General features: G+C 65.9%; 26 protein-coding genes. 15 read left to right on the plus strand and 11 right to left on the minus strand.

Annotated features, from left to right (window positions below; translation table 11 throughout):
• Positions 1-155: 155 nt before the first annotated feature.
• From murI to KJP29_RS11310, 9 genes are all read left to right on the plus strand, one after another.
• Positions 156-968 (plus strand): glutamate racemase, encoded by an 813-nt coding sequence (gene murI, locus KJP29_RS11270; protein WP_218463651.1) that lies wholly within the window; start codon positions 156-158, stop codon positions 966-968.
• Positions 969-1,022: 54 nt separating this feature from the next.
• On the plus strand, positions 1,023-2,051 hold the full coding sequence (argC, locus tag KJP29_RS11275; RefSeq protein ID WP_218463652.1) for an N-acetyl-gamma-glutamyl-phosphate reductase: 1,029 nt from the start codon (positions 1,023-1,025) through the stop codon (positions 2,049-2,051).
• 138 nt (positions 2,052-2,189) lie between these two features.
• Positions 2,190-2,633 carry a cytochrome c maturation protein CcmE gene (gene ccmE / locus KJP29_RS11280; protein ID WP_218463653.1) on the plus strand — a complete coding sequence of 148 codons (444 nt, stop codon included), beginning with the start codon at positions 2,190-2,192 and terminating at the stop codon, positions 2,631-2,633.
• A gap of 62 nt (positions 2,634-2,695) precedes the next feature.
• On the plus strand, positions 2,696-3,307 hold the full coding sequence (locus tag KJP29_RS11285; protein WP_218463654.1) for a holin-associated N-acetylmuramidase: 612 nt from the start codon (positions 2,696-2,698) through the stop codon (positions 3,305-3,307).
• Positions 3,298-3,834, plus strand: a complete 537-nt coding sequence (locus KJP29_RS11290; RefSeq protein WP_218463655.1) for a holin family protein — start codon at positions 3,298-3,300, stop codon at positions 3,832-3,834. The genes KJP29_RS11285 and KJP29_RS11290 overlap by 10 nt, the downstream gene beginning before the upstream one ends.
• Positions 3,831-4,031: a hypothetical protein gene (locus tag KJP29_RS11295; RefSeq protein WP_218463656.1), complete on the plus strand. Its 201-nt coding sequence runs from the start codon at positions 3,831-3,833 to the stop codon at positions 4,029-4,031. The genes KJP29_RS11290 and KJP29_RS11295 overlap by 4 nt, the downstream gene beginning before the upstream one ends.
• A 123-nt stretch (positions 4,032-4,154) precedes the next feature.
• Positions 4,155-4,583 carry a hypothetical protein gene (locus KJP29_RS11300; protein WP_218463657.1) on the plus strand — a complete coding sequence of 143 codons (429 nt, stop codon included), beginning with the start codon at positions 4,155-4,157 and terminating at the stop codon, positions 4,581-4,583.
• A gap of 65 nt (positions 4,584-4,648) precedes the next feature.
• Entirely contained in the window at positions 4,649-4,990 is a 342-nt protein-coding gene (locus tag KJP29_RS11305) for a helix-turn-helix transcriptional regulator (RefSeq protein WP_218463658.1), read from the plus strand.
• Complete coding sequence (locus KJP29_RS11310; protein ID WP_218463659.1) at positions 4,987-5,478, plus strand: SRPBCC family protein; 492 nt, start codon at positions 4,987-4,989, stop codon at positions 5,476-5,478. The genes KJP29_RS11305 and KJP29_RS11310 overlap by 4 nt, the downstream gene beginning before the upstream one ends.
• 6 nt (positions 5,479-5,484) lie before the next feature.
• Here the strand turns inward: KJP29_RS11310 and KJP29_RS11315 are convergent, their stop codons facing one another.
• Both KJP29_RS11315 and KJP29_RS11320 read right to left on the minus strand, forming a co-directional pair.
• Positions 5,485-5,763 carry a hypothetical protein gene (locus KJP29_RS11315; protein WP_218463660.1) on the minus strand — a complete coding sequence of 93 codons (279 nt, stop codon included), beginning with the start codon at positions 5,761-5,763 and terminating at the stop codon, positions 5,485-5,487.
• Positions 5,764-5,870: 107 nt separating this feature from the next.
• Entirely contained in the window at positions 5,871-6,341 is a 471-nt protein-coding gene (locus tag KJP29_RS11320; RefSeq protein WP_218463661.1) for a hypothetical protein, read from the minus strand.
• A 293-nt stretch (positions 6,342-6,634) separates the two neighbouring features.
• On the opposite strand from KJP29_RS11320, the gene KJP29_RS11325 reads away from it, so the two are divergent.
• The 3 genes from KJP29_RS11325 (at position 6,635) to KJP29_RS11335 (ending at position 9,901) form a co-directional block, all read left to right on the plus strand.
• Positions 6,635-8,608 carry a heme lyase CcmF/NrfE family subunit gene (locus KJP29_RS11325; RefSeq protein ID WP_218463662.1) on the plus strand — a complete coding sequence of 658 codons (1,974 nt, stop codon included), beginning with the start codon at positions 6,635-6,637 and terminating at the stop codon, positions 8,606-8,608.
• The gene (locus KJP29_RS11330; RefSeq protein WP_218463663.1) at positions 8,605-9,057 is read left to right on the plus strand and encodes a cytochrome c-type biogenesis protein; all 453 of its coding nucleotides are present in this window, start codon (positions 8,605-8,607) and stop codon (positions 9,055-9,057) included. Before KJP29_RS11325 ends, KJP29_RS11330 begins: the two co-directional genes overlap by 4 nt.
• A gap of 67 nt (positions 9,058-9,124) precedes the next feature.
• Complete coding sequence (locus KJP29_RS11335; RefSeq protein ID WP_218463664.1) at positions 9,125-9,901, plus strand: enoyl-CoA hydratase-related protein; 777 nt, start codon at positions 9,125-9,127, stop codon at positions 9,899-9,901.
• 103 nt (positions 9,902-10,004) lie between these two features.
• Here the strand turns inward: KJP29_RS11335 and KJP29_RS11340 are convergent, their stop codons facing one another.
• The 3 genes from KJP29_RS11340 to KJP29_RS11350 are packed head-to-tail and all read right to left on the minus strand — an operon-like array spanning position 10,005 to position 12,780.
• Complete coding sequence (locus KJP29_RS11340) at positions 10,005-11,174, minus strand: aminotransferase (RefSeq protein ID WP_218463665.1); 1,170 nt, start codon at positions 11,172-11,174, stop codon at positions 10,005-10,007.
• An 8-nt stretch (positions 11,175-11,182) separates the two neighbouring features.
• Positions 11,183-12,202, minus strand: a complete 1,020-nt coding sequence (gene trpD / locus KJP29_RS11345) for an anthranilate phosphoribosyltransferase (RefSeq protein ID WP_218463666.1) — start codon at positions 12,200-12,202, stop codon at positions 11,183-11,185.
• Entirely contained in the window at positions 12,199-12,780 is a 582-nt protein-coding gene (locus KJP29_RS11350; RefSeq protein WP_218463667.1) for an aminodeoxychorismate/anthranilate synthase component II, read from the minus strand. Before KJP29_RS11350 ends, trpD begins: the two co-directional genes overlap by 4 nt.
• A 181-nt stretch (positions 12,781-12,961) precedes the next feature.
• Here KJP29_RS11350 and KJP29_RS19435 point away from each other — a divergent pair, with 181 nt between their 5' ends.
• Complete coding sequence (locus KJP29_RS19435; RefSeq protein WP_218463668.1) at positions 12,962-14,728, plus strand: divergent polysaccharide deacteylase family protein; 1,767 nt, start codon at positions 12,962-12,964, stop codon at positions 14,726-14,728.
• Positions 14,729-14,757: 29 nt separating this feature from the next.
• Here the strand turns inward: KJP29_RS19435 and KJP29_RS11360 are convergent, their stop codons facing one another.
• The gene (locus KJP29_RS11360) at positions 14,758-16,044 is read right to left on the minus strand and encodes an O-acetylhomoserine aminocarboxypropyltransferase/cysteine synthase family protein (RefSeq protein ID WP_218463669.1); all 1,287 of its coding nucleotides are present in this window, start codon (positions 16,042-16,044) and stop codon (positions 14,758-14,760) included.
• A 101-nt stretch (positions 16,045-16,145) separates the two neighbouring features.
• Positions 16,146-16,664, minus strand: a complete 519-nt coding sequence (locus KJP29_RS11365) for a DUF2239 family protein (RefSeq protein WP_218463670.1) — start codon at positions 16,662-16,664, stop codon at positions 16,146-16,148.
• A 64-nt stretch (positions 16,665-16,728) separates the two neighbouring features.
• On the opposite strand from KJP29_RS11365, the gene KJP29_RS11370 reads away from it, so the two are divergent.
• Entirely contained in the window at positions 16,729-17,061 is a 333-nt protein-coding gene (locus KJP29_RS11370; protein WP_218463671.1) for a hypothetical protein, read from the plus strand.
• A 16-nt stretch (positions 17,062-17,077) separates the two neighbouring features.
• On the opposite strand, the gene KJP29_RS11375 is transcribed toward KJP29_RS11370, so the two are convergent.
• Positions 17,078-18,172 (minus strand): hypothetical protein, encoded by a 1,095-nt coding sequence (locus tag KJP29_RS11375; RefSeq protein ID WP_255553584.1) that lies wholly within the window; start codon positions 18,170-18,172, stop codon positions 17,078-17,080.
• Between the two features lie 109 nt (positions 18,173-18,281).
• Here KJP29_RS11375 and KJP29_RS11380 point away from each other — a divergent pair, with 109 nt between their 5' ends.
• Entirely contained in the window at positions 18,282-18,686 is a 405-nt protein-coding gene (locus tag KJP29_RS11380; protein ID WP_218463672.1) for a hypothetical protein, read from the plus strand.
• An 8-nt stretch (positions 18,687-18,694) separates the two neighbouring features.
• Here the strand turns inward: KJP29_RS11380 and KJP29_RS11385 are convergent, their stop codons facing one another.
• The 3 genes from KJP29_RS11385 to KJP29_RS11395 all read right to left on the minus strand — a co-directional run bounded on the left by KJP29_RS11385 (position 18,695) and on the right by KJP29_RS11395 (position 20,926).
• On the minus strand, positions 18,695-19,216 hold the full coding sequence (locus KJP29_RS11385; RefSeq protein ID WP_218463673.1) for a flavin reductase family protein: 522 nt from the start codon (positions 19,214-19,216) through the stop codon (positions 18,695-18,697).
• 99 nt (positions 19,217-19,315) lie between these two features.
• Positions 19,316-20,386, minus strand: a complete 1,071-nt coding sequence (locus KJP29_RS11390; RefSeq protein ID WP_218463674.1) for a YeeE/YedE family protein — start codon at positions 20,384-20,386, stop codon at positions 19,316-19,318.
• A 180-nt stretch (positions 20,387-20,566) separates the two neighbouring features.
• On the minus strand, positions 20,567-20,926 hold the full coding sequence (locus KJP29_RS11395) for a helix-turn-helix transcriptional regulator (RefSeq protein ID WP_218463675.1): 360 nt from the start codon (positions 20,924-20,926) through the stop codon (positions 20,567-20,569).
• Positions 20,927-20,972 lie beyond the last annotated feature (46 nt).

The following is a 20,972-nucleotide window of genomic DNA, read 5'->3' on the forward strand; positions in this document are numbered from 1 at the left end:
TGCTAGAGCGACGTATCGGGGCCGCCGCCATCGGTCGCGGTCGCAAATCCACGATGGATTTCCCTCGAGAACGGACATATGCCTTGTCGCCAAAGCCCTTGGGCCGTCAGGGTCCGCAAAAGGGGTTCGGGTGAGCAGCGCCGGAGGAGACGGACATGGCGGTAGGTGTATTCGACAGCGGGCTGGGCGGGCTGACGGTGCTCGATGCCGTGCAGAAACGGCTGCCGGAGGTGCCCTTCGTTTACTTCGCGGACAGCGCCCATGCGCCCTATGGCGTGCGCGACGCGGATGACATCTACAACCTGACCACGGCTGCCGTGTCGCGCCTGTGGGACGAGGGCTGCGATCTGGTCATCCTCGCCTGCAACACGGCCTCTGCCGCCGCGCTCAGGCGGATGCAGGAAAGCTGGATCCCGACCAACAAGCGCGTACTCGGTGTCTTCGTGCCGCTGATCGAGGCGCTGACCGAGCGCAAGTGGGGCGACAATTCCCCGCCGCGCGAGGTCGCGGTGAAGCATGTGGCGCTTTTTGCGACGCCCGCGACCGTTGCCAGCCGCGCCTTCCAGCGTGAGCTTGCCTTCCGCGCCATCGGCGTGGACGTGGAGGCGCAGGCCTGTGGCGGGGTCGTGGACGCGATCGAGGAGGGGGACATGATCCTTGCCGAGGCGCTGGTGCGCAGCCACGTCGACGCCTTGAAGCGCAAGATGCCCAATCCGGAGGCCGCGATCCTCGGTTGCACGCATTACCCTATCATGCAGGAGACCTTTCAGGACGCGCTGGGCGCGGATGTCGCGGTCTACAGCCAGGCCAATCTGGTGGCCGCGAGCCTTGCCGACTATCTGGCGCGCCATCCCGGCATGATCGGCCCGGGAACGCAGACCAAGTTTCTCACCACGGGGAACCCGACAAAGGTCAGCGGGGGCGCGACCCGGTTCCTCAAGCGGCAGATCACATTCGAGCAAGCCTGAATTGCGCCCCGACGCAGGAGGCGTTACATCCCACGCGACTTCCCGGAGGGGCCCATGACACACAAGATCGCCATTCTCGGAGCGTCCGGTTACACCGGTGCAGAGCTCGTTCGCCTGATCGCCACCCATCCCAGCATGGAAATCGTGGCGCTGTCGGCGGACCGCAAGGCCGGGATGGAGATGTCGGACGTCTATCCGCACCTTCGGCACCTGAAGCTGCCCAAGCTCGTGACGATGGAAGAGATCGACTTTGCCAATGTCGATCTCTGTTTCGCCGCGCTGCCCCACGGGCTGAGCCAGGCGCTCGTCCGTGATCTGCCGACAAGCGTGAAGGTCGTGGACTTGGGTGCTGATTTCCGGCTGGAAAATCCCGATGACTATACGAAGTGGTATGGCAACGAGCATGTCGCCAAGGAGCTTCAGCCCGAGGCCGTCTATGGTCTGACCGAATTCTACCGGGACGACATCCGCGAGGCCCGGCTTGTCGCGGGCACCGGCTGCAACGCAGCGACGGTCCAGTTCGCGCTGCGCCCGCTCATCTCCGACGGACTCATCGACCTCGACCGGATCATCTGTGACCTCAAGAACGGAATTTCCGGGGCCGGGCGGAGCCTCAAGGAGAACATGCTCTTTGCCGAGCGGTCCACGGATGTGGTCGGCTATTCCCAGGGTGGCAAGCACCGCCACCTGGGCGAGTTCGATCAGGAGTTCTCCAAGCTCGCGGGCCGCAAGGTCGAGATCATGTTCACCCCGCATCTCGTGCCCATCAACCGGGGGATCATCGCGGACTGCTATGTGGAAGGCGATGCGAAAGCGATCCATGCGGCGCTCGTGGCGCAGTACAAAGACGAGCCCTTTGTCGTCGTGCTGCCCTTCGGTCAGGCGCCCGGCATGGGGCATGTCATGGGCTCGAACTTCTGCCACATCGGCGTGATCGGCGATCGCATTCCGGGGCGCGCGCTGGTGGTGTCCACGCTCGACAATCTCTGCAAGGGGTCGAGCGGGCAGGCGATGCAGAACGCCAATCTCATGCTGGGCGAGGACGAAACCGCCGGGCTGATGCTCGCGCCCGTGTTCCCGTAAATTGGTCGTAACTGGCGCGTCTGTGATCCGCCAAGGCTTTCCGTATTCGGAATTTGCGATATATCAAAGCGGATGGGCGGCGGCGCGAGTCATAAGTCGTCGTCAATGCGCGCGGGCGGAGGGATCGAAATGGCAGGCATGAAGAGTTTGAAGAAGCGGCGGCGGATTCAGGTAATCCTTGTGGCCTTTCTTGCGCTGTTTCTTGCGACCGGCCTGATCGGCTATGCCTTCCGTGACGGGATCAATTATTTCAAATCACCTTCGCAGGTGCTGGCCGAACCGCCATCCGAGCGCGAGATCTTCCGGATCGGCGGTCTGGTCGAGGCTGGCAGCCTGGTGCGGGGCGAGAGCGAGACAGTGCGCTTTTCCGTAACTGACACCAACGCCTCCGTGCCCGTGGAATACACCGGCATCCTTCCCGATCTCTTCGAAGAAGGTCAGGGCATGGTCGGCACCGGGACCTATGTCGGAGGTGTCTTCAAAGCCTCTGAAATCCTTGCCAAACATGACGAGGAATACATGCCCAAAGAGGTCATCGACGCGCTGAAGGAACAGGGCGTCTACGAAGACCCGAACTCCTGATTACCGGTGCGTTAACGTCTGGGTAGGAGCCTCCTCCTTGCAAATGGCTGCGAGGTGGACCCATGCAAAGCGTACGCGAGATCGCCGAGGCGATCGTTGCCCGCGAAGGCGGATACGTCGATGACCCGGACGATCCGGGCGGGGCGACGAACTTCGGCGTCACCATCCACACGATGCGAAAGTTGGGGCTCGACCTCAATCGCGACGGGCGGGTCGACGCCGCCGATGTCCGGGCGCTGACGCGCAGCCAGGCGACGGATATCTTCGTGACGCATTACTTCGAAGGGCCGGGAATCGCGCGCCTTCCCGAGGTGCTGCAACCGACCGTCTTCGACATGTATGTGAACGCCGGTGCGAATGCGGTGCGCATACTCCAGCGGCTCATGGCCAAGATAGGCTATCCGCTGGCGGTGGACGGGGTGATCGGTCCGAAGACCATCGCCGCGACGCGAGAGGCGCATGCCGCCGCCCCGGATCTTATCACGGATGCCTATGGGATCGAGCGGAGGAACTACTACTACCGTCTGGCTGACCAGCGCCCGGCGAGCCGGAAATACGCCCGGCGACGCGACGGCGGAAAGGGCGGCTGGATCGTCCGGGCCGAGGCGTTCATCAGCCCGAAATATCACCTGACCGAGGCCGAGCATCGCGCGCGGGTGGCCAAATGGGGCTGATCGCGGATGTCATCGGCGGGGTCTTCGGGGGCGGTGTCGCGGGTGGCCGCAATGTGATCGCAGAAACGGCGGCGGTCTTCATCGAGAACGCCGAAGCACAGGCGCAACGCGACGCGACGCTACGCACCGCCTCGCTCGACCAGTTCGGGCGCGAGTTCCTGCTTGACCGCAGCGGCTGGTGGGATCGCTTCATCGACGGCCTCAACCGCCTGCCACGTCCCATGCTCGCGCTGGGCACGATTGGTTTGTTCGTCTGCGCCATGGTGAGCCCGGACTGGTTCGCGGCGCGGATGGCCGGGCTCGCCCTCGTGCCGGAACCGCTCTGGTGGCTCATGGGGGCTGTGGTCAGCTTCTATTTCGGCGCGCGCCATCAGGTGAAGGCGCAGGAGTTCCAGCGCTCCATCGCGACGACCATCGCCTCGACCTCGACCGTCGCGCAGGAGCGCGACGTTCCGAGCGGGATCGACGCGGGCAGCCGCGCGCAAGGCGACGACAACCCGGCGCTCGCCGGATGGAGCCGTCCATGAGCGCGGAGTTCCTGATTTCGCTCCTGTCGGACCACGGGCCCTGGGTGCTTCTGGTCTTCTACCTTCTGTGGCGCGACCTGCAGAAGGATCAGGCGACGCGCGCCGTGCTCGATCGCAATTCCGCCATCCTCATCGAGATCACGACCATCATCCGCGAACGGCTCCCGCATCGCGGACTTGGGGGGAGGGTGGAATGACCCTTCGTCCTGTCTTCGGTCGGCTGCGCTGGTTTCTGGCGGGCAACCGGTTTCACCGCGCGCTGCAACGGCACCGGCGTGCGGCGAGCAACCTTGACCGTGCCGTGCGCGAGGTATTGGGACATGAAACAGGCCATCTTGCTCACCCTGGCGACCGTGGCGGTTCTTGAAGCGGGCTTCGTCCTCGCGGGATACGTCACCGTGGCCACCATCGCCTTCGGCGCGGTGGCGATCATGGCCGTCCTCATCGCTTTGACCTTTTTCTGGCTCTGGGCGGTCCATGCGACGCCGCTTGCGCTCGGCATGGTTCTCAGCTGGCTGGGCGTGGGCGGGCTTGCCGCCTGGCGCTGGGCCTTCAATGTCTTCGACGCACCCGGCTGGACCACGGCGAACCCTGTTATCCTTGCGCTTCTCGCTCTCACGATGTCCGGCTCGCTCCTTCACTTCGCGGTGATCCAGCGGAGCTTCGGCTTTCGCGGTCTGGAGTTTCTTTGGCCCGTCGTCGGCGCTTTGGGATGTTCGGTCCTTGCGCATGTTTGGCTCGGGCAGTGATAAACTTAGCTCAACCTGAAAGTATTGGTTGACGGGCGACGGCTTGTCGATCAATACTTTCACACATGTCTAAGTATCAACCGGACCTCGACCGCGCCTTCTTTGCCCTCGCCGACCCGACTCGGCGGGCGATCGTCGGCCTTCTGTGCGAAGGGCCCAAGACGGTCAGCACCCTGGCCGAGCCTTTCGACATCGCGCTGCCGTCGCTCCTCAAGCACGTGCAGCTTCTCGAGGCGAGCGGGATCGTCCGGTCGGAAAAGGTCGGCCGCGTGCGCACCTGCGCCATCGACGCAGAGGCGCTGCGCCGCACGGAGCGCTGGATACAAAGACATATCGACGAATGGGAAAGCCGGCTCGACCGGATGGAAGCCCATATCGACCGCATGAAAGGGAAGGAGACCCCATGACACGCGAAACCGAATCAGCCTGGAAAAACTGGCCGCTCGACCGTGAAATCGTCATCAGCCGCGTGATCGACGCGCCGAGGCGCCTCGTCTGGCAGGCCTGGGCCGACCCCGAGCAGATCGGCGCCTGGTTCGGGCCGGAAGGGCTCGCCATCGAGACGAAAGAGATCGACCTGCGCGCAGGCGGCATCTGGCGCTTTGACATGGTGGGCGAGGGCGACCTGCGGTTCACCAACCGGATGCGATTCCTGCGGATGGAAGAGGAACGGCTCATCGAGGTGCTGCACGGCTCGGACGAGGACGGCGATCCCGCCGCTTTCCGGATGCTCGTGACCTTCGACGAACAGGAGAACGGCAAGACCGTCATCACCCTGCGCCAGATGCACCCCGATGCCGCGCGGCGCGCGGAGGTGATCGGCTTCGGCGCGGTGGAATACGGCGGTCAGACGCTCGCGAAGCTCGCCGCCCATGTGGCGAAACACTCGGGATAGGCGTCCCTAGAAGGCCAGTGCGAAGCCCGTATAGATTTCCCCGCCAAACTTGAGATCGCGTTTGGGGGTTTTCTCGGTCACGGGCGGCGGAGGCTTGAGCAGTCTTTTCTGCGGTTTGCCCGCCGCAATCGCCGCCTGACCTTGTTCGCGCAGCGTCAGCGATAGCCGGTCGGGCCAGTCGAAAATCGTCGGTGGCGGCACGGCGACCGCGTCCTGCGCCATGGCACCGCCAGCCTGCGAGAGGCAGAGACCAAGGATCAAGATAGGCAGGGCGCGGCTCTTCATGCGCTGATTATCAAAGAAAACCCGCGCGGGGGAAAGTCCTCCGCGCGGGCTCGTGATCGTCGAGGCGACCTTGCGCCGATCATCGGATCGGCGCCGAAGCCTCAGGTTCAGAAGCGGTAGTTCACACCGACCTTCGCCACGTAGTCGGCGGGACCGTTGTTAAAGTCCTGGTAGCGGTCGACGCCTGCACGGATGCCGAATCCGCCGCCCACGTCGTATTCCGCGCCGGCGCCCAGCAGGTATTTCCCCGTGCCGGCCGAATCCATCCCGGCACCGACCGAGGCATAGGCCATCACGGGCGAACCGAAGTCATACCCCATGCGCGCGACGCCCATGTAGGTGGTGGGCCCGCCGCTCGGGCGGTAGACGTCGGCTTCAACGCCGGTGTAGCCGCCGGGCGCGAACTCGTAGAGGTAACCGGCATTCCCGCCGAAGCCATAGGTGTTGGGTGTCGTGAAGAAGTCCCCCGAGCCGTAGAGGCCAAGGTAGAAGCCGTCGAAGTCCCCGGCCTGGGCGGCGGTGCCTGCACCGACGACGAGCGCGCCGGCGACGGCTGCGGTTTTGATGAAGTTGTTCATGTGACCTCCTTTAAGGTTCCTTGACGCGGACTGCTCAGCCCATGCGCATGGCCCGCGTTGTCGCGGTAACTGGGGGTTCAATGAGGCCGTGGCGAGGGGGGTTCCATCACGGGACGGTGTGTCGGCAGAGGGTTGCCGTCCTCCTGCGGGAAGCTGCCGATTGACCTGGGCGGAAAGGATCACCTGTGACTTTCGTGTCGCGACGGAATTTTTTGGCCGCGCTCAGGCTGACATTTCCGCGACAGGGTGACGCGGGCCTAGGCGCGCCGCGCGAAACGCATTAGACAATCGGCATGATTACCGAGCTTGGACATTTGGCACTCATCCTCGCGCTTGGCGTGGCGATCGTGCAGACCGTGGTGCCGCTGATCGGCGCGCACAAGGGGTGGGCTGGATGGATGGCGGTGGCCGTTCCTGCGGCGAGCCTGCAATTCCTGTTCCTGGCGGGCTCCTTCGGCGCGCTGGTGCATGCCTTCGTGACCTCGGACTTCTCGCTCCGGCTCGTGACCATGAACTCGCACAGCGCGAAACCGATGCTCTACAAGATCTCGGGCACTTGGGGGAATCACGAGGGCTCGATGCTCCTTTGGGTGCTGATCCTCGCGCTCTTTGGCGCGTCCGCTGCCTGGTTCGGGGCCGGGCTTCCGCCCCGGCTCAAGGCGCGGGTGCTGGCGGTGCAGGGCGCGATCGGCGTCGCCTTCCTCGCCTTCATCATCTTCACCTCGAACCCCTTCCTGCGTCTCGTGACGCCGCCCTTCGACGGTCAGGACCTGAACCCGCTCCTGCAGGACCCCGGCCTCGCCTTCCATCCGCCATTCCTTTACCTGGGCTACGTGGGTCTCTCGATGGCCTTCTCCTTCGCGGTCGCCGCGCTGATCGAAGGCCGCGTCGATGCTGCCTGGGCGCGCTGGGTGCGGCCCTGGACGCTGGCGGCCTGGATGTTTCTCACGGTCGGGATCGCGCTGGGGTCTTGGTGGGCCTATTACGAACTGGGCTGGGGCGGTTTCTGGTTCTGGGACCCGGTCGAAAACGCGAGCTTCATGCCCTGGCTCTTCGCCGCCGCGCTGCTTCATTCCGCCATCGTCGTGGAAAAGCGCGAGTCGCTGAAGAGCTGGACGATCCTGCTCGCCATCATGGCCTTCGGGTTCTCGCTGATCGGGACCTTCCTCGTGCGCTCGGGCGTGATCACCTCGGTCCATGCCTTCGCCAACGATCCGGAACGCGGGATCTTCATCCTGATGATCCTCGGGGTCTTCACGGGCGGCGCGCTCATCCTCTTCGCGGCGCGGGCCGGCGCGATGGAAGCCAAGGGCGTCTTCGGCATGGTCAGCCGGGAATCGGCGCTCGTCCTCAACAACATCCTGCTCGCGGTGTCCTCCATCGTGGTCTTCATCGGGACGATCTGGCCGCTGGTGGCCGAGATGTTCTTCGACCGCAAGCTTTCGGTCGGCGCCCCTTTCTTCGAGGCGGCCTTCACGCCCTTCATGATCGTTCTCGCGATCGTGATGCCCATCGGGGCGATGCTTCCGTGGAAACGCGCCAAGCTGGGCCGGGTCGTCAAGCCGCTCGTCCCGGCCTTCGTGCTGGCCGTGGCGGTCTTCCTTCTGTGCTGGGTGATGCAGACGGGGCGGTCGCTCCTGGGGCCGGTGGGCTTCCTTCTGGGCGTCTGGCTCGTCGCCGGAGCGGCCGTGGACCTGTGGGGCCGCACGGGGCGCGGGGCCATCGCGGGGCGGATCAGTCGTCTGACGCGCCTGCCGCGGGCCGACTGGGGCCGGGTCGTGGCCCACGCTGGCCTTGGCGTGACCTTCATGGGGGTCTCCGGGCTCATGGCGTGGCAGGTCGAGGACATCCGCGCGGTGAACTCGGCCGAACCCTGGCAGGTCGCGGGCTACGAGGTCGTGCTCGCAGAAGTCCACGAGGAACGCGGGCCCAACTACTTCACGACCATGGCCACCATCGACGTGCGCCGTGATGGTGAATTGGTCGCCTCTCTCAAGCCGGAAAAGCGGGTCTATCCGGTGCAGGCGATGCCCACCACGGAAGCCGCGATCAAGACCGGTTTCTGGCGTGACATCTACGTGGTGATCGGCGACGCGCAGGCGAACGGCGGCTTCGCGGTGCGGGTCTTCATCAAGCCTTTCGCGAACTGGATCTGGGCCGGGTCGCTCCTGATGGCGCTGGGTGGGCTTCTGAGCCTTACGGACCGGCGCTACCGGGTCGCCGTCACGGCGCGCAAATCCGTGCCCGGCGGAGTGCCCGCGGAATGAAACGTTTCGTCTTCGCCCTTCTCCTCGCCGCCACGCCGCTCTTCGCGGTTACGCCCGACGAGGTGCTGGACGACCCGGCGATGGAGGCGCGGGCGCGCGAGATCTCGGCGGGCCTTCGCTGCGTGGTCTGCCGGGGCGAGAACATCGACGAATCGAACGCGTCCATCGCCAAGGACCTGCGCCTTCTGGTGCGCGAACGTCTTCTGGCGGGCGACACCAACGACGAGGTCGTGGAGTTCGTGGTGGACCGCTATGGCGAATATGTCCTCATGAAACCGACGACCGGCGGGGCCAATGTGATCCTCTGGTATGCGGGGCCCGCGCTTTTCCTGCTCGCGGGTCTGGGTGCGGTGATCTATCTGCGCAACCGGTCACGGGCGCAGGATGGTGGCAAGACGCTCTCGCGGGAAGAAGAAGCGCGCCTGCGCGAACTTCTCGGAGACCAGTGACCCGGCGTTCGGGTTTTCTTGGACCGGTGGCAGGGTAATCTTCCCCAAAACGTCTAAGGGGAGTTCCATGGACTATCAGACGATTCTCTACGAGACGGGCGGCGGGATCGCGGTGATCACGCTCGACAGGCCCGACAAGATGAACGCGCTCAATTCCCAGATGCGGGCCGAGATTGCGGACGCCGTCTTGCGGGCCGCGCGCGAGGCCCGGGTGATCGTCCTCACCGGCGCCGGCCGGGCCTTTTGCACCGGGCAGGATCTTGGCGACAGCGGAAGTGCCGGGGCCGCCGATTTCGAGCGGGTGCTGCGCGACGAATACGAACCCATGATCCGGGCCATCGTCGAAGCGAAGGTGCCGGTGATCGCCGCCGTGAATGGTCCGGCGGCAGGGGCAGGGGCCAACCTGGCGCTGGCCTGCGACGTGGTGATCGCGACCGAAAGCGCCTATTTCCTGCAGGCCTTTTCGAAGATCGGCCTTCTGCCGGACGCAGGCGGGACCTTCACGCTGCCGCGCCGGATCGGCATGGCGCGGGCAATGGGGGCGGCGTTGTTCGCGGACCGGGTTTCGGCCATGCAGGCAGCGGACTGGGGTCTGATCTGGGAAGCTGTGCCGGACGCGGACTTCGAGGCGCAGTGGCGTGGCCGGGCCGAGCACCTCGCCAAGGGGCCGACGGTCGCCTATGGCGCGATCAAGGAGGCGCTGCGGGCCTCGATGGGAAACACCTTCGACGAGCAGCTGTCGCTCGAGGCGAAGTTGCAGGGCCGCTGCGGCGTGACGCGGGACTTCAAGGAAGGGGTGCTGGCGTTTCTGGAGAAGCGTCCGGCGAATTACGAGGGCCGGTAAGGCGTGTCGTATTGCGCAGCGCGCAATCCGACCGGTTGGGGGGAGGCTTTGCCTCCCCCCAAGCCCCCCTCCAAGGTACTTGTGAAGCAGTGAAGAGGATGGCTCAGGCGAGGCTTGCCAGCCGGTCCATGAGCATCGCGATCTGGCCGCGGTCGATATTGGCGAAGGCGATGCGGATCTGGCGGGCCGCTTGAGCATCGCCCTTGGGCGCGAAGAAGCTGCCGGGCAGGGCGAGGACCTGGGCCTCGTCGACCAAGCGTTTCGCCAGTGCCGTGGCGTCCTCGTCGAAGGGATGCCCGACATAGGCGAAATAGGCGCCCGCCCCGAGGAGTGTCCAGCCGGGCAGCCGCGTGATGCCCACTTCGATGGCGGCGCGGCGGGCGAGGATCTCGGCGCGTTCTCCGGCGAGCCAGTCGTGAAGGTTCTGCATGCCCCAGAGCGCGGCGCGCTGACCGAGCTGGTTCGGGCAGATCGCCACGGTGTCGAGGAATTTCTCGACCTGAACAAGGCGCGCGGGCGCAGCGATGAGGGCCCCGATCCGATGGCCGGTGAGGCGGTAGGCCTTGGAGAAACTGTAGAGCTGGATCAGCGTGTCGGACCAGTCGGGGTCTTGAAACAGGTCGTGCGGGGCGCCAGGACGCGAGTCGAAATCGCGGTAGGTCTCGTCGAGGATGAGCGCGAGGTCATGGGCGCGGGCCAGCGCGGCGAAGGCGTGGACGAGGTCCGCTGGATACTCCACGCCGCAGGGGTTGTTGGGCGTGACGAGCACGATGGCACGGGTCCGGGCGGTGATCCGCGCCTCGGCCTCGGCCACGGTGGGCAGCAGCTCCGCCCCGGTCGGCAGCGGCACGGTCTTCACGCCGGCCATGTCGAGCCACATCTGGTGATTGAAATACCACGGCACCGGCAGGATCACCTCGTCGCCGGGGGCGCAGAGCGTGGCGATGGCAGCGCAGAAGGCCTGATTGCAGCCCTGGGTGATCGCGACATTGTCTTGGGTGATCGTGCCGCCATAGGCCTTGCTGAACTGGCGGGCCACTTCGCCGCGCAACTCTGGCAGGCCAAGGACCGGTCCGTAGACATGGGCCATGGGCTCGTCCATCGCGGCGCGCGCGATGACCTCGCGCAGGGCCTCGGGCGGCGGGTCGATGGGGGCGGCCTGGCTCACGTTGAGGAGCGGCCTGTCGGCGGGGAACGACTTGCCCGCGATCCAGCGCTTCGCCTCGACCACGGGGGAGGCGGACGTCGCGACGAGGTTGGGGTTGAGCTTCATGACCTTGGTCAGGCGGCCTGTCTGGACAGGGCGGCGAGGCCCTCGACCTTGGACTTCGCCGCGCCGGAATCGATCGATTCCCGTGCCATTTCAACCCCTTCTGTGAGAGTCGCCACCTTGTCCGCCACGATGAGCGCGGCCGCGGCATTCAGGCAGACGGCGTCGCGATAGGCGTTCTTTGCGCCGTCGAGCAGTGCCGCGAAGGCCGCGCCATTCTCCTCGGGCGTGCCGCCCATGATGTCCTTGAACGGATGCGCGGGCAGGCCCGCCTCCTCGGGGTGGACGGTGCGGCCGGTGATCTTGCCGTTTTCCAGCACGGCGACATCGGTCGGCCCCGAGATCGCGATTTCATCGGTGCCGTCGGAACCGTGCACGAGCCAGGCTTTCTCGCTGCCCAGGGTCTGAAGCGTTTCGGCCATCGGGAAGATGAGGTCCGGTGCAAACGCGCCGGTGAGCTGCCGTTTCACGCCGGCCGGGTTCGTCAGGGGGCCGAGAATGTTGAAGATCGTCTTGCAGCCAAGCTCCTGACGCACCGGCATGACATGTTTCGTGGCCGGGTGGTGCATGGGGGCCATCATGAAGCCGATGCCGACCTCGGCGAGCGCCCGTTCGACCACCTCGGGGCCGACCATGACGTCGATCCCCATAGCGCCAAGCGCATCGGCGGCGCCGGATTTCGACGACAGGTTGCGGTTGCCGTGCTTGGCCACCGGCACGCCCGCGCCCGCGACGACGAAAGCGGTGGCGGTCGAGATGTTGAGTGTGCCCTTGCCGTCGCCGCCGGTGCCCACGATGTCGATCGCGCCCTCGGGGGCCTTCACCGGCACGCATTTCGCGCGCATCACGGCGGCGGCGGCGGCGTATTCGGCGACGCTTTCGCCCCTTGCGCGCATGGCCATCAGGAGCCCGCCCATCTGGGCCGGCGTGGCGGTGCCCGCGAAGAACTCCTCGAAGGCCGCTTCGGCCTGCGCCCGCGACAGGGGCCCCTCGGACGCGGCGAAGATCAGGGGCTTCATCGTATCGCTCATGCGGGCACCTTCAGGGACTGGAGAAAATTGCGCACCATGGCGTGACCTTGTTCGGAGCGGATGCTTTCGGGGTGGAACTGCACGCCTTCGATGGGCAGCTCCTTGTGGCGCAGGCCCATGATCGTGCCATCCTCGAGCCAGGCGGTCACCTCGAGGCAGTCGGGCAGGCTTTCGCGTTCCACGACCAGCGAGTGATAGCGCGTGCCGAGAAGCGGCGAAGGCAGGCCGTCGAACACGCCTTTGCCCGCGTGGTGGATCGTGCCCATCTTGCCGTGGACGATCTCGGTGTGGCGCACGACCTTGCCGCCGAAGGCCTGACCGATGGTCTGGTGGCCAAGGCAGACGCCCAGAAGTGGCAGGCCTGCTTCGGCGGCGGCCAGCGTGAGGGGCAGGCAAATGCCCGCCTGATCGGGATCGCAGGGGCCGGGCGACAGCACGATGGCCTCGGCCCCCATGCCCATCGCTTCCTGCACATTCACCGCGTCATTGCGCACCACGCGGACATCCGCGCCTTCCTCGCCGAAGTAATGGACGAGGTTGTAGGTGAAACTGTCGTAGTTATCGATGAGGAGCAGCATGGGTGTAGGTCCGTCTGGAGTCCGTTTGGGGGATGGGCACCGCCAAGGCACCTCGGGGCTTTCTTCGTGTCGCAGTCGCGCTATACATGGTCCCAGCCGGGGGGGAGGGTCAACACCTCTCGGGATCATCCGGACCGGGGTGTTTGATTTCGGAACCGGGAAAGAGGCATAGGGGGCGCATGTGGCACGCGGGCTGATATCCGGACTTTTCGTGGGCGCGGTGACGTCGGCGCTCGGGCTTGGCGCCGCGGCCCTTCTCGTGGAGCCGGTCGTCATCGAAACCGAAGCGCCTAGCGGCGTTCTGGAACCTGCACCCGAGGTTTCTGCTGTCGAACCGGTGCCGTCGATCGAGAGCGGGCCCGATGCCGGGGAGGGCGACGCCGCGGTCGTTGAAACGTCCGAGGACACGGCGGTATCGGAGCCGGAGGCTGGTGCAGTAGCCCCGGCCGGCGGTGGCTTCGACGAGCCGGTGGACGAGGCCATCGACATCCCGCTGGCCGATGCCCCCTCCGCCGAACAGGACACGGCACCTCTGACTGCGGCCCCGGAGAGCGAAGAGCCGGAGCCGGTGTCCCCGGAAGCGCCTGCGCCGGCTACGGAGGAGTCGGACTCCGTCGATCCTGAGCCGACGCCTCCGGACATGGACACCTCCGAACCTGAGGAAACAACGACCGCCGGTCCGGAAACGGACGCCCCTGTTGCCGCGCCGTCCGAGACCGATGCGACACCCTCGGCAGATGCAGCAGGATCCCTTGAGACCGCCGAGACGTCTGAAGCCGAAGAGCCCGCGGAAGAGGATCTCGCGGCCCTGTCCACGGAAACGCCGACGACCGAAGCGCCGACGCCGTCTGACACCGCGCTCGAACCGGTGCCCGAACCGGTGACTGAGGCCCAGGCGCCGGACGCCGAGGAGACTGAGCCACTTGCAGAGACGGCGGTGACGCCCGACCCGACGCCCGCGCCCGACGCCGCTGCGCGCGATGTCGTCGCATCGGATCAGGCGGACGCGGAAGCGCCCTCGACGCCTGCCGAGCCAGCCGTTCCTTCCCAGAACGAAACCACACCTGCTGACACCGCGCCCGATGCGCAGCCTGCGGCGACGGAAACCGACGACGGCACCATCGTCGCGGGGGCCGGGCAGGTCACGCTTTCCCCCGATATGGCCGAAGACCGGCTGGGCGGCGATCCCGCGCCGGCGCCACCCGCCGTGTCGGAACGTCTGCCCCGTATCGGCGAAGAACCGGCCGTGGCCGAAAACCCCCTGGTCGAGGACCTCCCGCTTCTCCGGAAGAATGCGCTGGCGCATAGCTCGATCCCGGACCTGCCGGAAATGGCCGTGGTCCTGATCGACAGCGGGCCGGAGCGTGCCGAGGTCGGGGATGTGGCGCTGATGCCCTTTCCGCTCTCGGTCGCGGTGGATGCCTCGCAACCCGATGTGGAAACCGCCATCGACTTCTACCGGGCCAACAACGCCGAGGTCGTGCTCATCGTGCCCTTCCCGCCGGGGGCGACGGCAACGGATGTGGACGTGACGATGCAGGCCTACGAGCCGCTTCTCGACAGGGTCGTCGCGATCATGGTGCCCGAAAGCGTGGGCTTTCAGAACGCGGGCGAGGCGGCCACGCAGTTGGCCACCGTGCTGGGCGAGAAGGGGCTTGGCCTTCTGACCTATCCCGAGGGGCTCAACACCGGGCACAAGACGGCCGTGTCGGCTGGCGTGCCCGCCACGCTGGTGTTCCGCGACCTCGATGCCGAGGGGCAGTCCCCCGACGTGATCCGCCGGTTCCTCGACAACGTCGCCTTCCGGGCACGCAATGAAGAAGGCACTGTCGCCGTCGCCCGCGTCCGCCCTGACAGCCTGCAGGCGCTTCTGGAGTGGTCTTTGGGCAACCGGGCGCAGACCGTGAACTTCGCGCCGCTTTCGGCCCTGCTCCTCGAACAGATGTAGGGTGCGCCTGTCCGGCGCACCCCTTTATCTCAGACGGCCGCGAGCGCCTGTTTCAGATCGGCGATGATGTCGTCCGCGTCCTCGATCCCGATGGACAGGCGCACCACATTGCTGGCCGCACCCGCTGCCGCGCGCTGTTCGTCGGAGAGCTGGCGGTGCGTGGTCGACGCCGAATGGATGATGAGCGACCGCGTATCGCCAAGGTTCGCCACGTGGGAGAAGAGCTTGAGATTGTTCACCAGTCCGACGCAGGCGTCATAGCCGCCCGCGAGCGTCACAGTGAACAAACCCCCGGTCCCGCGCGGACAGATCCGCTTGCCGCGGTCGTGATAGGGCGACGAGGTGAGCCCGGCATAGGTCACGCGCTCCACCTTGTCGTGTCCTTCCAGCCATTCCGCGACCTTCTGGGCGTTGGTCGTGTGCTTCTGCATCCGAAGCGACAGCGTCTCGATTCCCATCAGCGTGTAATGCGCTGCCTGCGGGTTCATCGTCATGCCAAGGTCGCGAAGCCCGATGGCGATGGAGTGAAAGGTAAAGGCCATGGCCCCCAACGCGCCGTGGAAATTGATCCCGTGATAGGCGGGTTCAGGTTCGGACAGGGACGGGAACTTGCCCGAGGCGGACCAGTCGAACTTGCCCGAATCCACGATGGCGCCGCCGGTCACGGTGCCGTTCCCGGTCAGGTATTTCGTCGTGGAATGAACGACCAGTGTCGCCCCATGCGCGATCGGCTGGCAGAGGTAGGGCGAGGCCGAAGTGTTGTCGACGACCAGCGGCAACCCCGCCTTGTCGGCGATGGCGGCGATGGCGTCGAGGTCGGTGATATACCCGCCGGGGTTCGCGATCGACTCGCAGAAAATGGCCCGCGTGTTGTCGTCGATGGCGGCTTCGACGGCCGCGGTATCGTCGAAATCGACGAAGGTGCAGGACCATCCGAAGCGTTTGAAGACCTGCGTGAACTGGGTGTAGGTCCCGCCGTAAAGCCGGGTCGAGGCGACGATATTGCAGCCCGGCATCATCAGCGGATAGAGCGCCATGATCTGGGCCGCGTGGCCCGACGAGGTGCAGACCGCCCCCGCGCCGCCCTCGAGCGCGCAGATCCGGTTGGCCAGGGCACCGACCGTGGGGTTGGTCAGGCGCGAGTAGATGTAGCCGACCTCTTCGAGGTTGAAGAGCCGGGCCGCGTGATCCGCGTCTTTGAACACATAGGCCGTGGTCTGGTAGATCGGGACCTGGCGTGCCCCGGTGGCCGGGTCCGGCTCGGTTCCCGCGTGCACCTGCAGCGTGTCGAAGCCGTTCATCTGTGCGTCCGTCATATTCGTCCTCCCATGACTTGTCCGCCGGGAGGTTAGGGGACAACCGCGCCCCCGACAATCGCCGGGAGCAACGGGGCAACACATTCATCCGGCACGATATTTCACGCTGTCTCCGGGGGGTTGGTCGCCATCCCCGCGAGCCGCAGCGCATGCATCGCCACATCTCCATGCCAGCCCGCCGTCAGGTCGCGAAACCGCGCCGCGTCGTTCGCATAAAGCGCCCGGATCGCCTCTTCAAAACCCGGGAAATCGCCCGCGATGGCCGAGAGGAACCGATAGGCGGGGTCCGGCGTCGGCGTGCCCGCTTCCGCGACCATGGCCGCGTCGATCAGCCGTCTGAGCGTCGCCGAGGCGCCCCCGCGTTGGGTGGTCAGCCAGTCCCAGTGCCGGGGCAGGAGCGTGACCTCCTTCGAGGTAACGCCCAGCTTCGGCCTGCCACGCGCGGGCGCGGCTCCGGTCACGTCAAGGTCGGTCTGCCGTCCCGTCATGTCCTCGAATACCAGCAGGTTTTCCGGGTGCGGGCCGCGGGGCGCAAGGATCGCGGTCACGGCGGCACGGCTTCCCTGCGCTGCGATGGTGTGGCCGATGAAGGCGGTCAGGGTCGTCTCGGCTGGTTTCATATTTACACCCGGGTGAAAATCTGCCACTGGCAATTACACCCGGGTAAAAAGAGAGGCAAGGGAAATGTCGGACCGAACCAAAGCGGACAGGCGCGCGGCGATCGACGCCTACAAGGAACGCAAGGCCGACTGGTGCCTTGTCGCGATCCGCATCGGCCAGGCGATCTGGGTCAAGGTGGTGGCCGATCCTGCCGCCTTTGAACGGCGGATGAGCTTCACCCTGCGAACGGGTTCAGCCCCATTGCCCGCCATGGGCGCGGCCTATCGCGAGTCTCCGGACGTTTCGGTCAAGGTCCTCGAACGGCTGGACGAGGACCTGTCCGACATGGCGCGCGACACGATGATCAAGGCGCGGCTCAAGTATTGGATGGCCGAACTCGGCGCGGGCCGGTTCTGACGGACGCCATCTGGCCTCAGCGCATCCAGAAGCCTTCCTTCTTGATCTGGTTGCGCAGCTGCTTTTCCTGCCGGGGCAGGTCGCCTCGGTCGAACATCGCCCGGACCTTGTGGCCGCGTCCCTGATAGATCATCCGCAGCATCGGGTCGTAGGATTTCAGCACTTTCTTGACCTTGTTGGGTGCCGCCGACATCTCGAGTGCCTCGATGATCGCGTCGGATTCGCGCGCATAGGCGAGGGGCAGGACGCGCCAGTGGCAGGTCACGACGCCGTCGAGACCGGCAAGTTCGGGCCCCGGACGCCCGCCACCGAAGGACGAGATCACCAGCGGCAGCGCGATCTGGTCGAGCCAGGGAAAGATCTCCTGACAGACCAGCGCCTCTGGCCGGTCGTCCCGGATCGTCAGCGCCATCTCCAGATAGCGTTGGCCGAAGGCGACCGGGTCCGGGCCGAAGAACCAGCCCGCGTTGAAATAGAGGTAACGCTCCCAGTATTCATCCGGCTCGCTCAGGTCGAGCGAGGCCTCGAAGTCGAGCCCGAAGCGGTCGTAGAGCGCTTTCCACGTCGCGCCATAGCCCGGGCCATAAAGCTCTATCGTCGGCCATGTGCCTTCGCGCCGCATCGAGGCCGAGGGTTGGTCGAAATCGACGGGGAGCGCGGACAAGGGCTCGGCCACAATGGTGTCGCTGTCGAAGAAGAAGAAGGGCTCGCCAGCGGGAAGGGCGCTCAGACCTTCGATTTTGTTGCCCTGCGGGTAGGATTCGCCGAAGTGGCGGCTCTCGAAGGGCATCACCTCGGCGCCGAGCGCGACGAGCGCCTCGCGCTGGTCCTCGCTCATGCGCGGGTCCGACGACCAGAAGGGCCCCGGCTGCGGTTCAGCGACTATGAGACGCCCCCTGAAGCCGGGATCGTATTTACGAAGCGAGGAGGCGAAGAGAATCGCCTCATACCCGACCCGGCCTGCCTGTCCGATGACGAGGATGTTGAAAGGGCGCGGTTTCGGGGGTGTGGCCTTCGCCGTCTTCGTCGCGGACCTGCCCGACGCCTTCTTCGAAGGCGCCCTCGCCGTGCGCTTGGTCGTTCCAGCCGTTTTCCGCGTGGTCTTTGCCATTTGGGTTTGCTCGTCTTTGCCCGCCTCGGGTTTTGCGCCACTATAGGACGCAGCGGGTCCGGTTGGAACGGGCCATGGCATATGTTCTGAAAACCAAAAGGAAAACAGGATGAACGGGGCGGCATGGGCGATGGGTGCGGGACTGGCGGTGTCGCTTCTGGCGACGGGCGCGAGCGCGCAGGATGCCAAGCAGATTCTCGACCTGACGAAATCGAACTGGGTCGCGGTGCGGCCCTATGACGGGCAGGACCTGCTCTACTTCACGAACCTTCTGGCCTGGCGCTGCGGCCTGGACGGAATCCGGTACGCGGTGAATGGCGAAGGCCTGTCCCGGCTCGAGACGGAGCCCTGCTATGACGACGAAGTCGCGCCCAATGCCATCAAGGCCGACGGCATCCAACCCTATCTCGCGTTTCCCCAAGGCAGCGTGAAGCGCGTCACGGTCGAGGTGCGGTTTCCGGATGGCTCGACACAGGTCATGGACTATGCCCGCGCCGATGTGATGGCGCGGTGATCAGGCCCTCAGAGGTCTTCGGGGTGCAGAAAGGCGCCCCAGGCTCCCGACATGAAGACGCGCGGCACGGCGCGGGTTACGGTCACGCGGTCCACATGGCCGATGATGACCGTGTGATCGCCGGCGTCGATCCGGTCCCGGATATGGCATTCGAAGCGCGCGGGGCAGCTTTGGATCAATGGCACATCGCGGTCGCTCGGGACCCAGTCGACGCCGTCGAAGGCATCGGCGGCGCGCACGAATCCCCGCGCCACGTCGTCCTGATCCTCGCCCATGATGTGCAGCGCAAAGTTGCTGGCCCCGGCGAATGTGTCGTGCCGTTTCGAGGATTTCGCCGGACACCAGAGGATCAGTGGCGGGTCCATCGAGACCGAAGTGAAGCTGTTCACCGTGATGCCCATGGGGCCCAGCGGGCTGTTCGCGGTCACGACGGTCACGCCGGTCGCGAAAAGGCCGAGCGCCGCGCGCATGTCGTGCTGGGTCTCGGGCGAGGGGGTAAAGGTCCCGGCGGTCAATTGGGTCTTGGGCATCGGCGCTCCTGTCGTTGTCCGATACCTAGTCGCGGCAGGGACCGAGGGGAAGGCCTTGGACCCGGCGCCTCCGCAGAAGGGGTGTGCGCGAAACCCGGCTCACTCGGCCGGAGCGAATCCCGAGATCAGGTGCCGCAGCCCCAATGCCGCGCCCGCCACGATAGCCGCCAGCGTCAGCGGCGCCCCGGCATAGAGCAGTGACATCGCCGACAGCCCCTGACCGATCGAGCAGCCGAAGGCGACCACAGCGCCGATCCCCATGAGGCTTGCGCCCCCGATCTGGCGCTTGAGTTCGCGCGGGTCCTCGCAGGCCTCCCAGCGGAAGTGCCCCTTGATGAGCGACCCGATGAAGGCCCCCGTGAGCACGCCCACGACGCTCCCGACACCGAAGTTCACGCTGGTGCCAGAGGCGGTCATGAGCCAGAGGATCGTGTCGCCGAGCGGGGCCGAGAAGGTATGGCTTTCGACCGGGATCGGGTCAAACCCGTTGGCCGCGACCCAAGCGGTGCCGCCCCAGCCGATCACGACGGCAAGGCCCGCGACCGCCGCCCAGAGCGCCTTGCTCCGGTCGGCGCGCATCTCGGCCGCGCTGAACATGGCGGCGATGATCACGACGCCCAGACCGATCCCGACGACCGAGGCCGGCAGGCCCGTGGCCGCTTCAATCCACTGTGCGATGCCGGGCGGTGTTTCGCCGGGGTCGAGCGCACGCTCCGGAAAGATCCACACGCGCAGAAACGCGAGCGGACCCGAGATCGTCACATAGGCGGCAAGCCCCATGACCAGCACGATCACGAAGTTCCTCAAGTCGCCGCCACCCAGCCGCGCCAGCGCCCCGAAGCCGCAGTTCCCGGCCATCGCCATGCCGTAGCCGAAGATGAGCCCGCCCGCGATCGAGGCCAGCGGCATCCAGCCCACCTGGAAGTAAACGGCCTGATCCATGTCGAAGGCGCCCATTGCCAGAAGACCGAAGTTCCCGATCATGGCGACGCCGATGGCGATGCCCCACATCCGAAGCCGCACGCTGCTTTCGGCATAGAGGGCGTCTTCGATGGCGCCGAGCGTGCAGAACCGCCCGAGACGCGCCGAAAGCCCCAGGAGCACACCGCCCAGAAGGCCGACGATGGCCGCAACCTCCGCGGCACCGATCATGTCGATGAAGTCGCTCATGCCTACCCGTCCTCCCCGGTTCAGCCCATGTCATCCGATGCCGCAGACGTCGCCCGCGTCACGGATGCGGGGCCGGGCCGTTCGTCGGATGTTCATGCAGTAAAGCGAATGGGTGCATGTGGAATCAAGCGATTCTCGTCCGGGTCACGTGCAGCCAAGGCCCAATCCGGCGATCGCGCGTTACTCGGCGGCCTTGGCCTTGCCCTGATCGACGGAACAGAACATGTCGTAGATGACTTCGAGCACACGTCTCGGCCGGTCGTCGGCGAGCGAGTAGTAGATCGCCTTGCCATCGCGCCGTGGCTTGACCAGCCCCTCGAGCCGCAGACGGGCAAGTTGTTGGGAAACAGCGGCTTGCCGCGCGGCGAGCAGTTCTTCGAGCTCGGTCACCGACTTCTCGCCCGTCACCAGATGGCACAGGATCATGAGCCGGCCCTCATGGCTGATCGCCTTCAGGAAGGCCGACGCGTCGCAGGCCGAGGCGACCATCATGTCCATGTCTTCTTCAGACATGTTTTCCGTGATCCGTGGCAAGGTCATTCCCGAAATCCCTAACATCGCTGGCACATCTTAACCCGTGCGCCAA

Origin of the sequence: Maritimibacter sp. DP1N21-5 (assembly GCF_019218295.1) — a bacterium.
GTDB lineage: Bacteria > Pseudomonadota > Alphaproteobacteria > Rhodobacterales > Rhodobacteraceae > Maritimibacter.

Coding starts and splice junctions, on each gene's coding strand:
- KJP29_RS11370 (WP_218463671.1), top strand. CDS start 16,729: ATGTCGGACCGAACCAAAGCGGACAGGCGCGCGGCGATCGACGCCTAC.
- KJP29_RS11285 (WP_218463654.1), top strand. CDS start 2,696: ATGCAAAGCGTACGCGAGATCGCCGAGGCGATCGTTGCCCGCGAAGGC.
- KJP29_RS11325 (WP_218463662.1), top strand. CDS start 6,635: ATGATTACCGAGCTTGGACATTTGGCACTCATCCTCGCGCTTGGCGTG.
- KJP29_RS11335 (WP_218463664.1), top strand. CDS start 9,125: ATGGACTATCAGACGATTCTCTACGAGACGGGCGGCGGGATCGCGGTG.
- KJP29_RS11390 (WP_218463674.1), bottom strand. CDS start 20,386: ATGAGCGACTTCATCGACATGATCGGTGCCGCGGAGGTTGCGGCCATC.
- murI (WP_218463651.1), top strand. CDS start 156: ATGGCGGTAGGTGTATTCGACAGCGGGCTGGGCGGGCTGACGGTGCTC.
- KJP29_RS11340 (WP_218463665.1), bottom strand. CDS start 11,174: ATGAAGCTCAACCCCAACCTCGTCGCGACGTCCGCCTCCCCCGTGGTC.
- KJP29_RS11320 (WP_218463661.1), bottom strand. CDS start 6,341: ATGAACAACTTCATCAAAACCGCAGCCGTCGCCGGCGCGCTCGTCGTC.
- KJP29_RS11350 (WP_218463667.1), bottom strand. CDS start 12,780: ATGCTGCTCCTCATCGATAACTACGACAGTTTCACCTACAACCTCGTC.
- KJP29_RS11375 (WP_255553584.1), bottom strand. CDS start 18,172: ATGGCAAAGACCACGCGGAAAACGGCTGGAACGACCAAGCGCACGGCG.
- KJP29_RS11360 (WP_218463669.1), bottom strand. CDS start 16,044: ATGACGGACGCACAGATGAACGGCTTCGACACGCTGCAGGTGCACGCG.
- KJP29_RS11385 (WP_218463673.1), bottom strand. CDS start 19,216: ATGCCCAAGACCCAATTGACCGCCGGGACCTTTACCCCCTCGCCCGAG.
- KJP29_RS11315 (WP_218463660.1), bottom strand. CDS start 5,763: ATGAAGAGCCGCGCCCTGCCTATCTTGATCCTTGGTCTCTGCCTCTCG.
- ccmE (WP_218463653.1), top strand. CDS start 2,190: ATGAAGAGTTTGAAGAAGCGGCGGCGGATTCAGGTAATCCTTGTGGCC.
- argC (WP_218463652.1), top strand. CDS start 1,023: ATGACACACAAGATCGCCATTCTCGGAGCGTCCGGTTACACCGGTGCA.
- KJP29_RS11365 (WP_218463670.1), bottom strand. CDS start 16,664: ATGAAACCAGCCGAGACGACCCTGACCGCCTTCATCGGCCACACCATC.
- KJP29_RS11290 (WP_218463655.1), top strand. CDS start 3,298: ATGGGGCTGATCGCGGATGTCATCGGCGGGGTCTTCGGGGGCGGTGTC.
- trpD (WP_218463666.1), bottom strand. CDS start 12,202: ATGAGCGATACGATGAAGCCCCTGATCTTCGCCGCGTCCGAGGGGCCC.
- KJP29_RS11380 (WP_218463672.1), top strand. CDS start 18,282: ATGAACGGGGCGGCATGGGCGATGGGTGCGGGACTGGCGGTGTCGCTT.
- KJP29_RS11305 (WP_218463658.1), top strand. CDS start 4,649: ATGTCTAAGTATCAACCGGACCTCGACCGCGCCTTCTTTGCCCTCGCC.
- KJP29_RS11330 (WP_218463663.1), top strand. CDS start 8,605: ATGAAACGTTTCGTCTTCGCCCTTCTCCTCGCCGCCACGCCGCTCTTC.
- KJP29_RS11295 (WP_218463656.1), top strand. CDS start 3,831: ATGAGCGCGGAGTTCCTGATTTCGCTCCTGTCGGACCACGGGCCCTGG.
- KJP29_RS11395 (WP_218463675.1), bottom strand. CDS start 20,926: ATGACCTTGCCACGGATCACGGAAAACATGTCTGAAGAAGACATGGAC.
- KJP29_RS11300 (WP_218463657.1), top strand. CDS start 4,155: ATGAAACAGGCCATCTTGCTCACCCTGGCGACCGTGGCGGTTCTTGAA.
- KJP29_RS11310 (WP_218463659.1), top strand. CDS start 4,987: ATGACACGCGAAACCGAATCAGCCTGGAAAAACTGGCCGCTCGACCGT.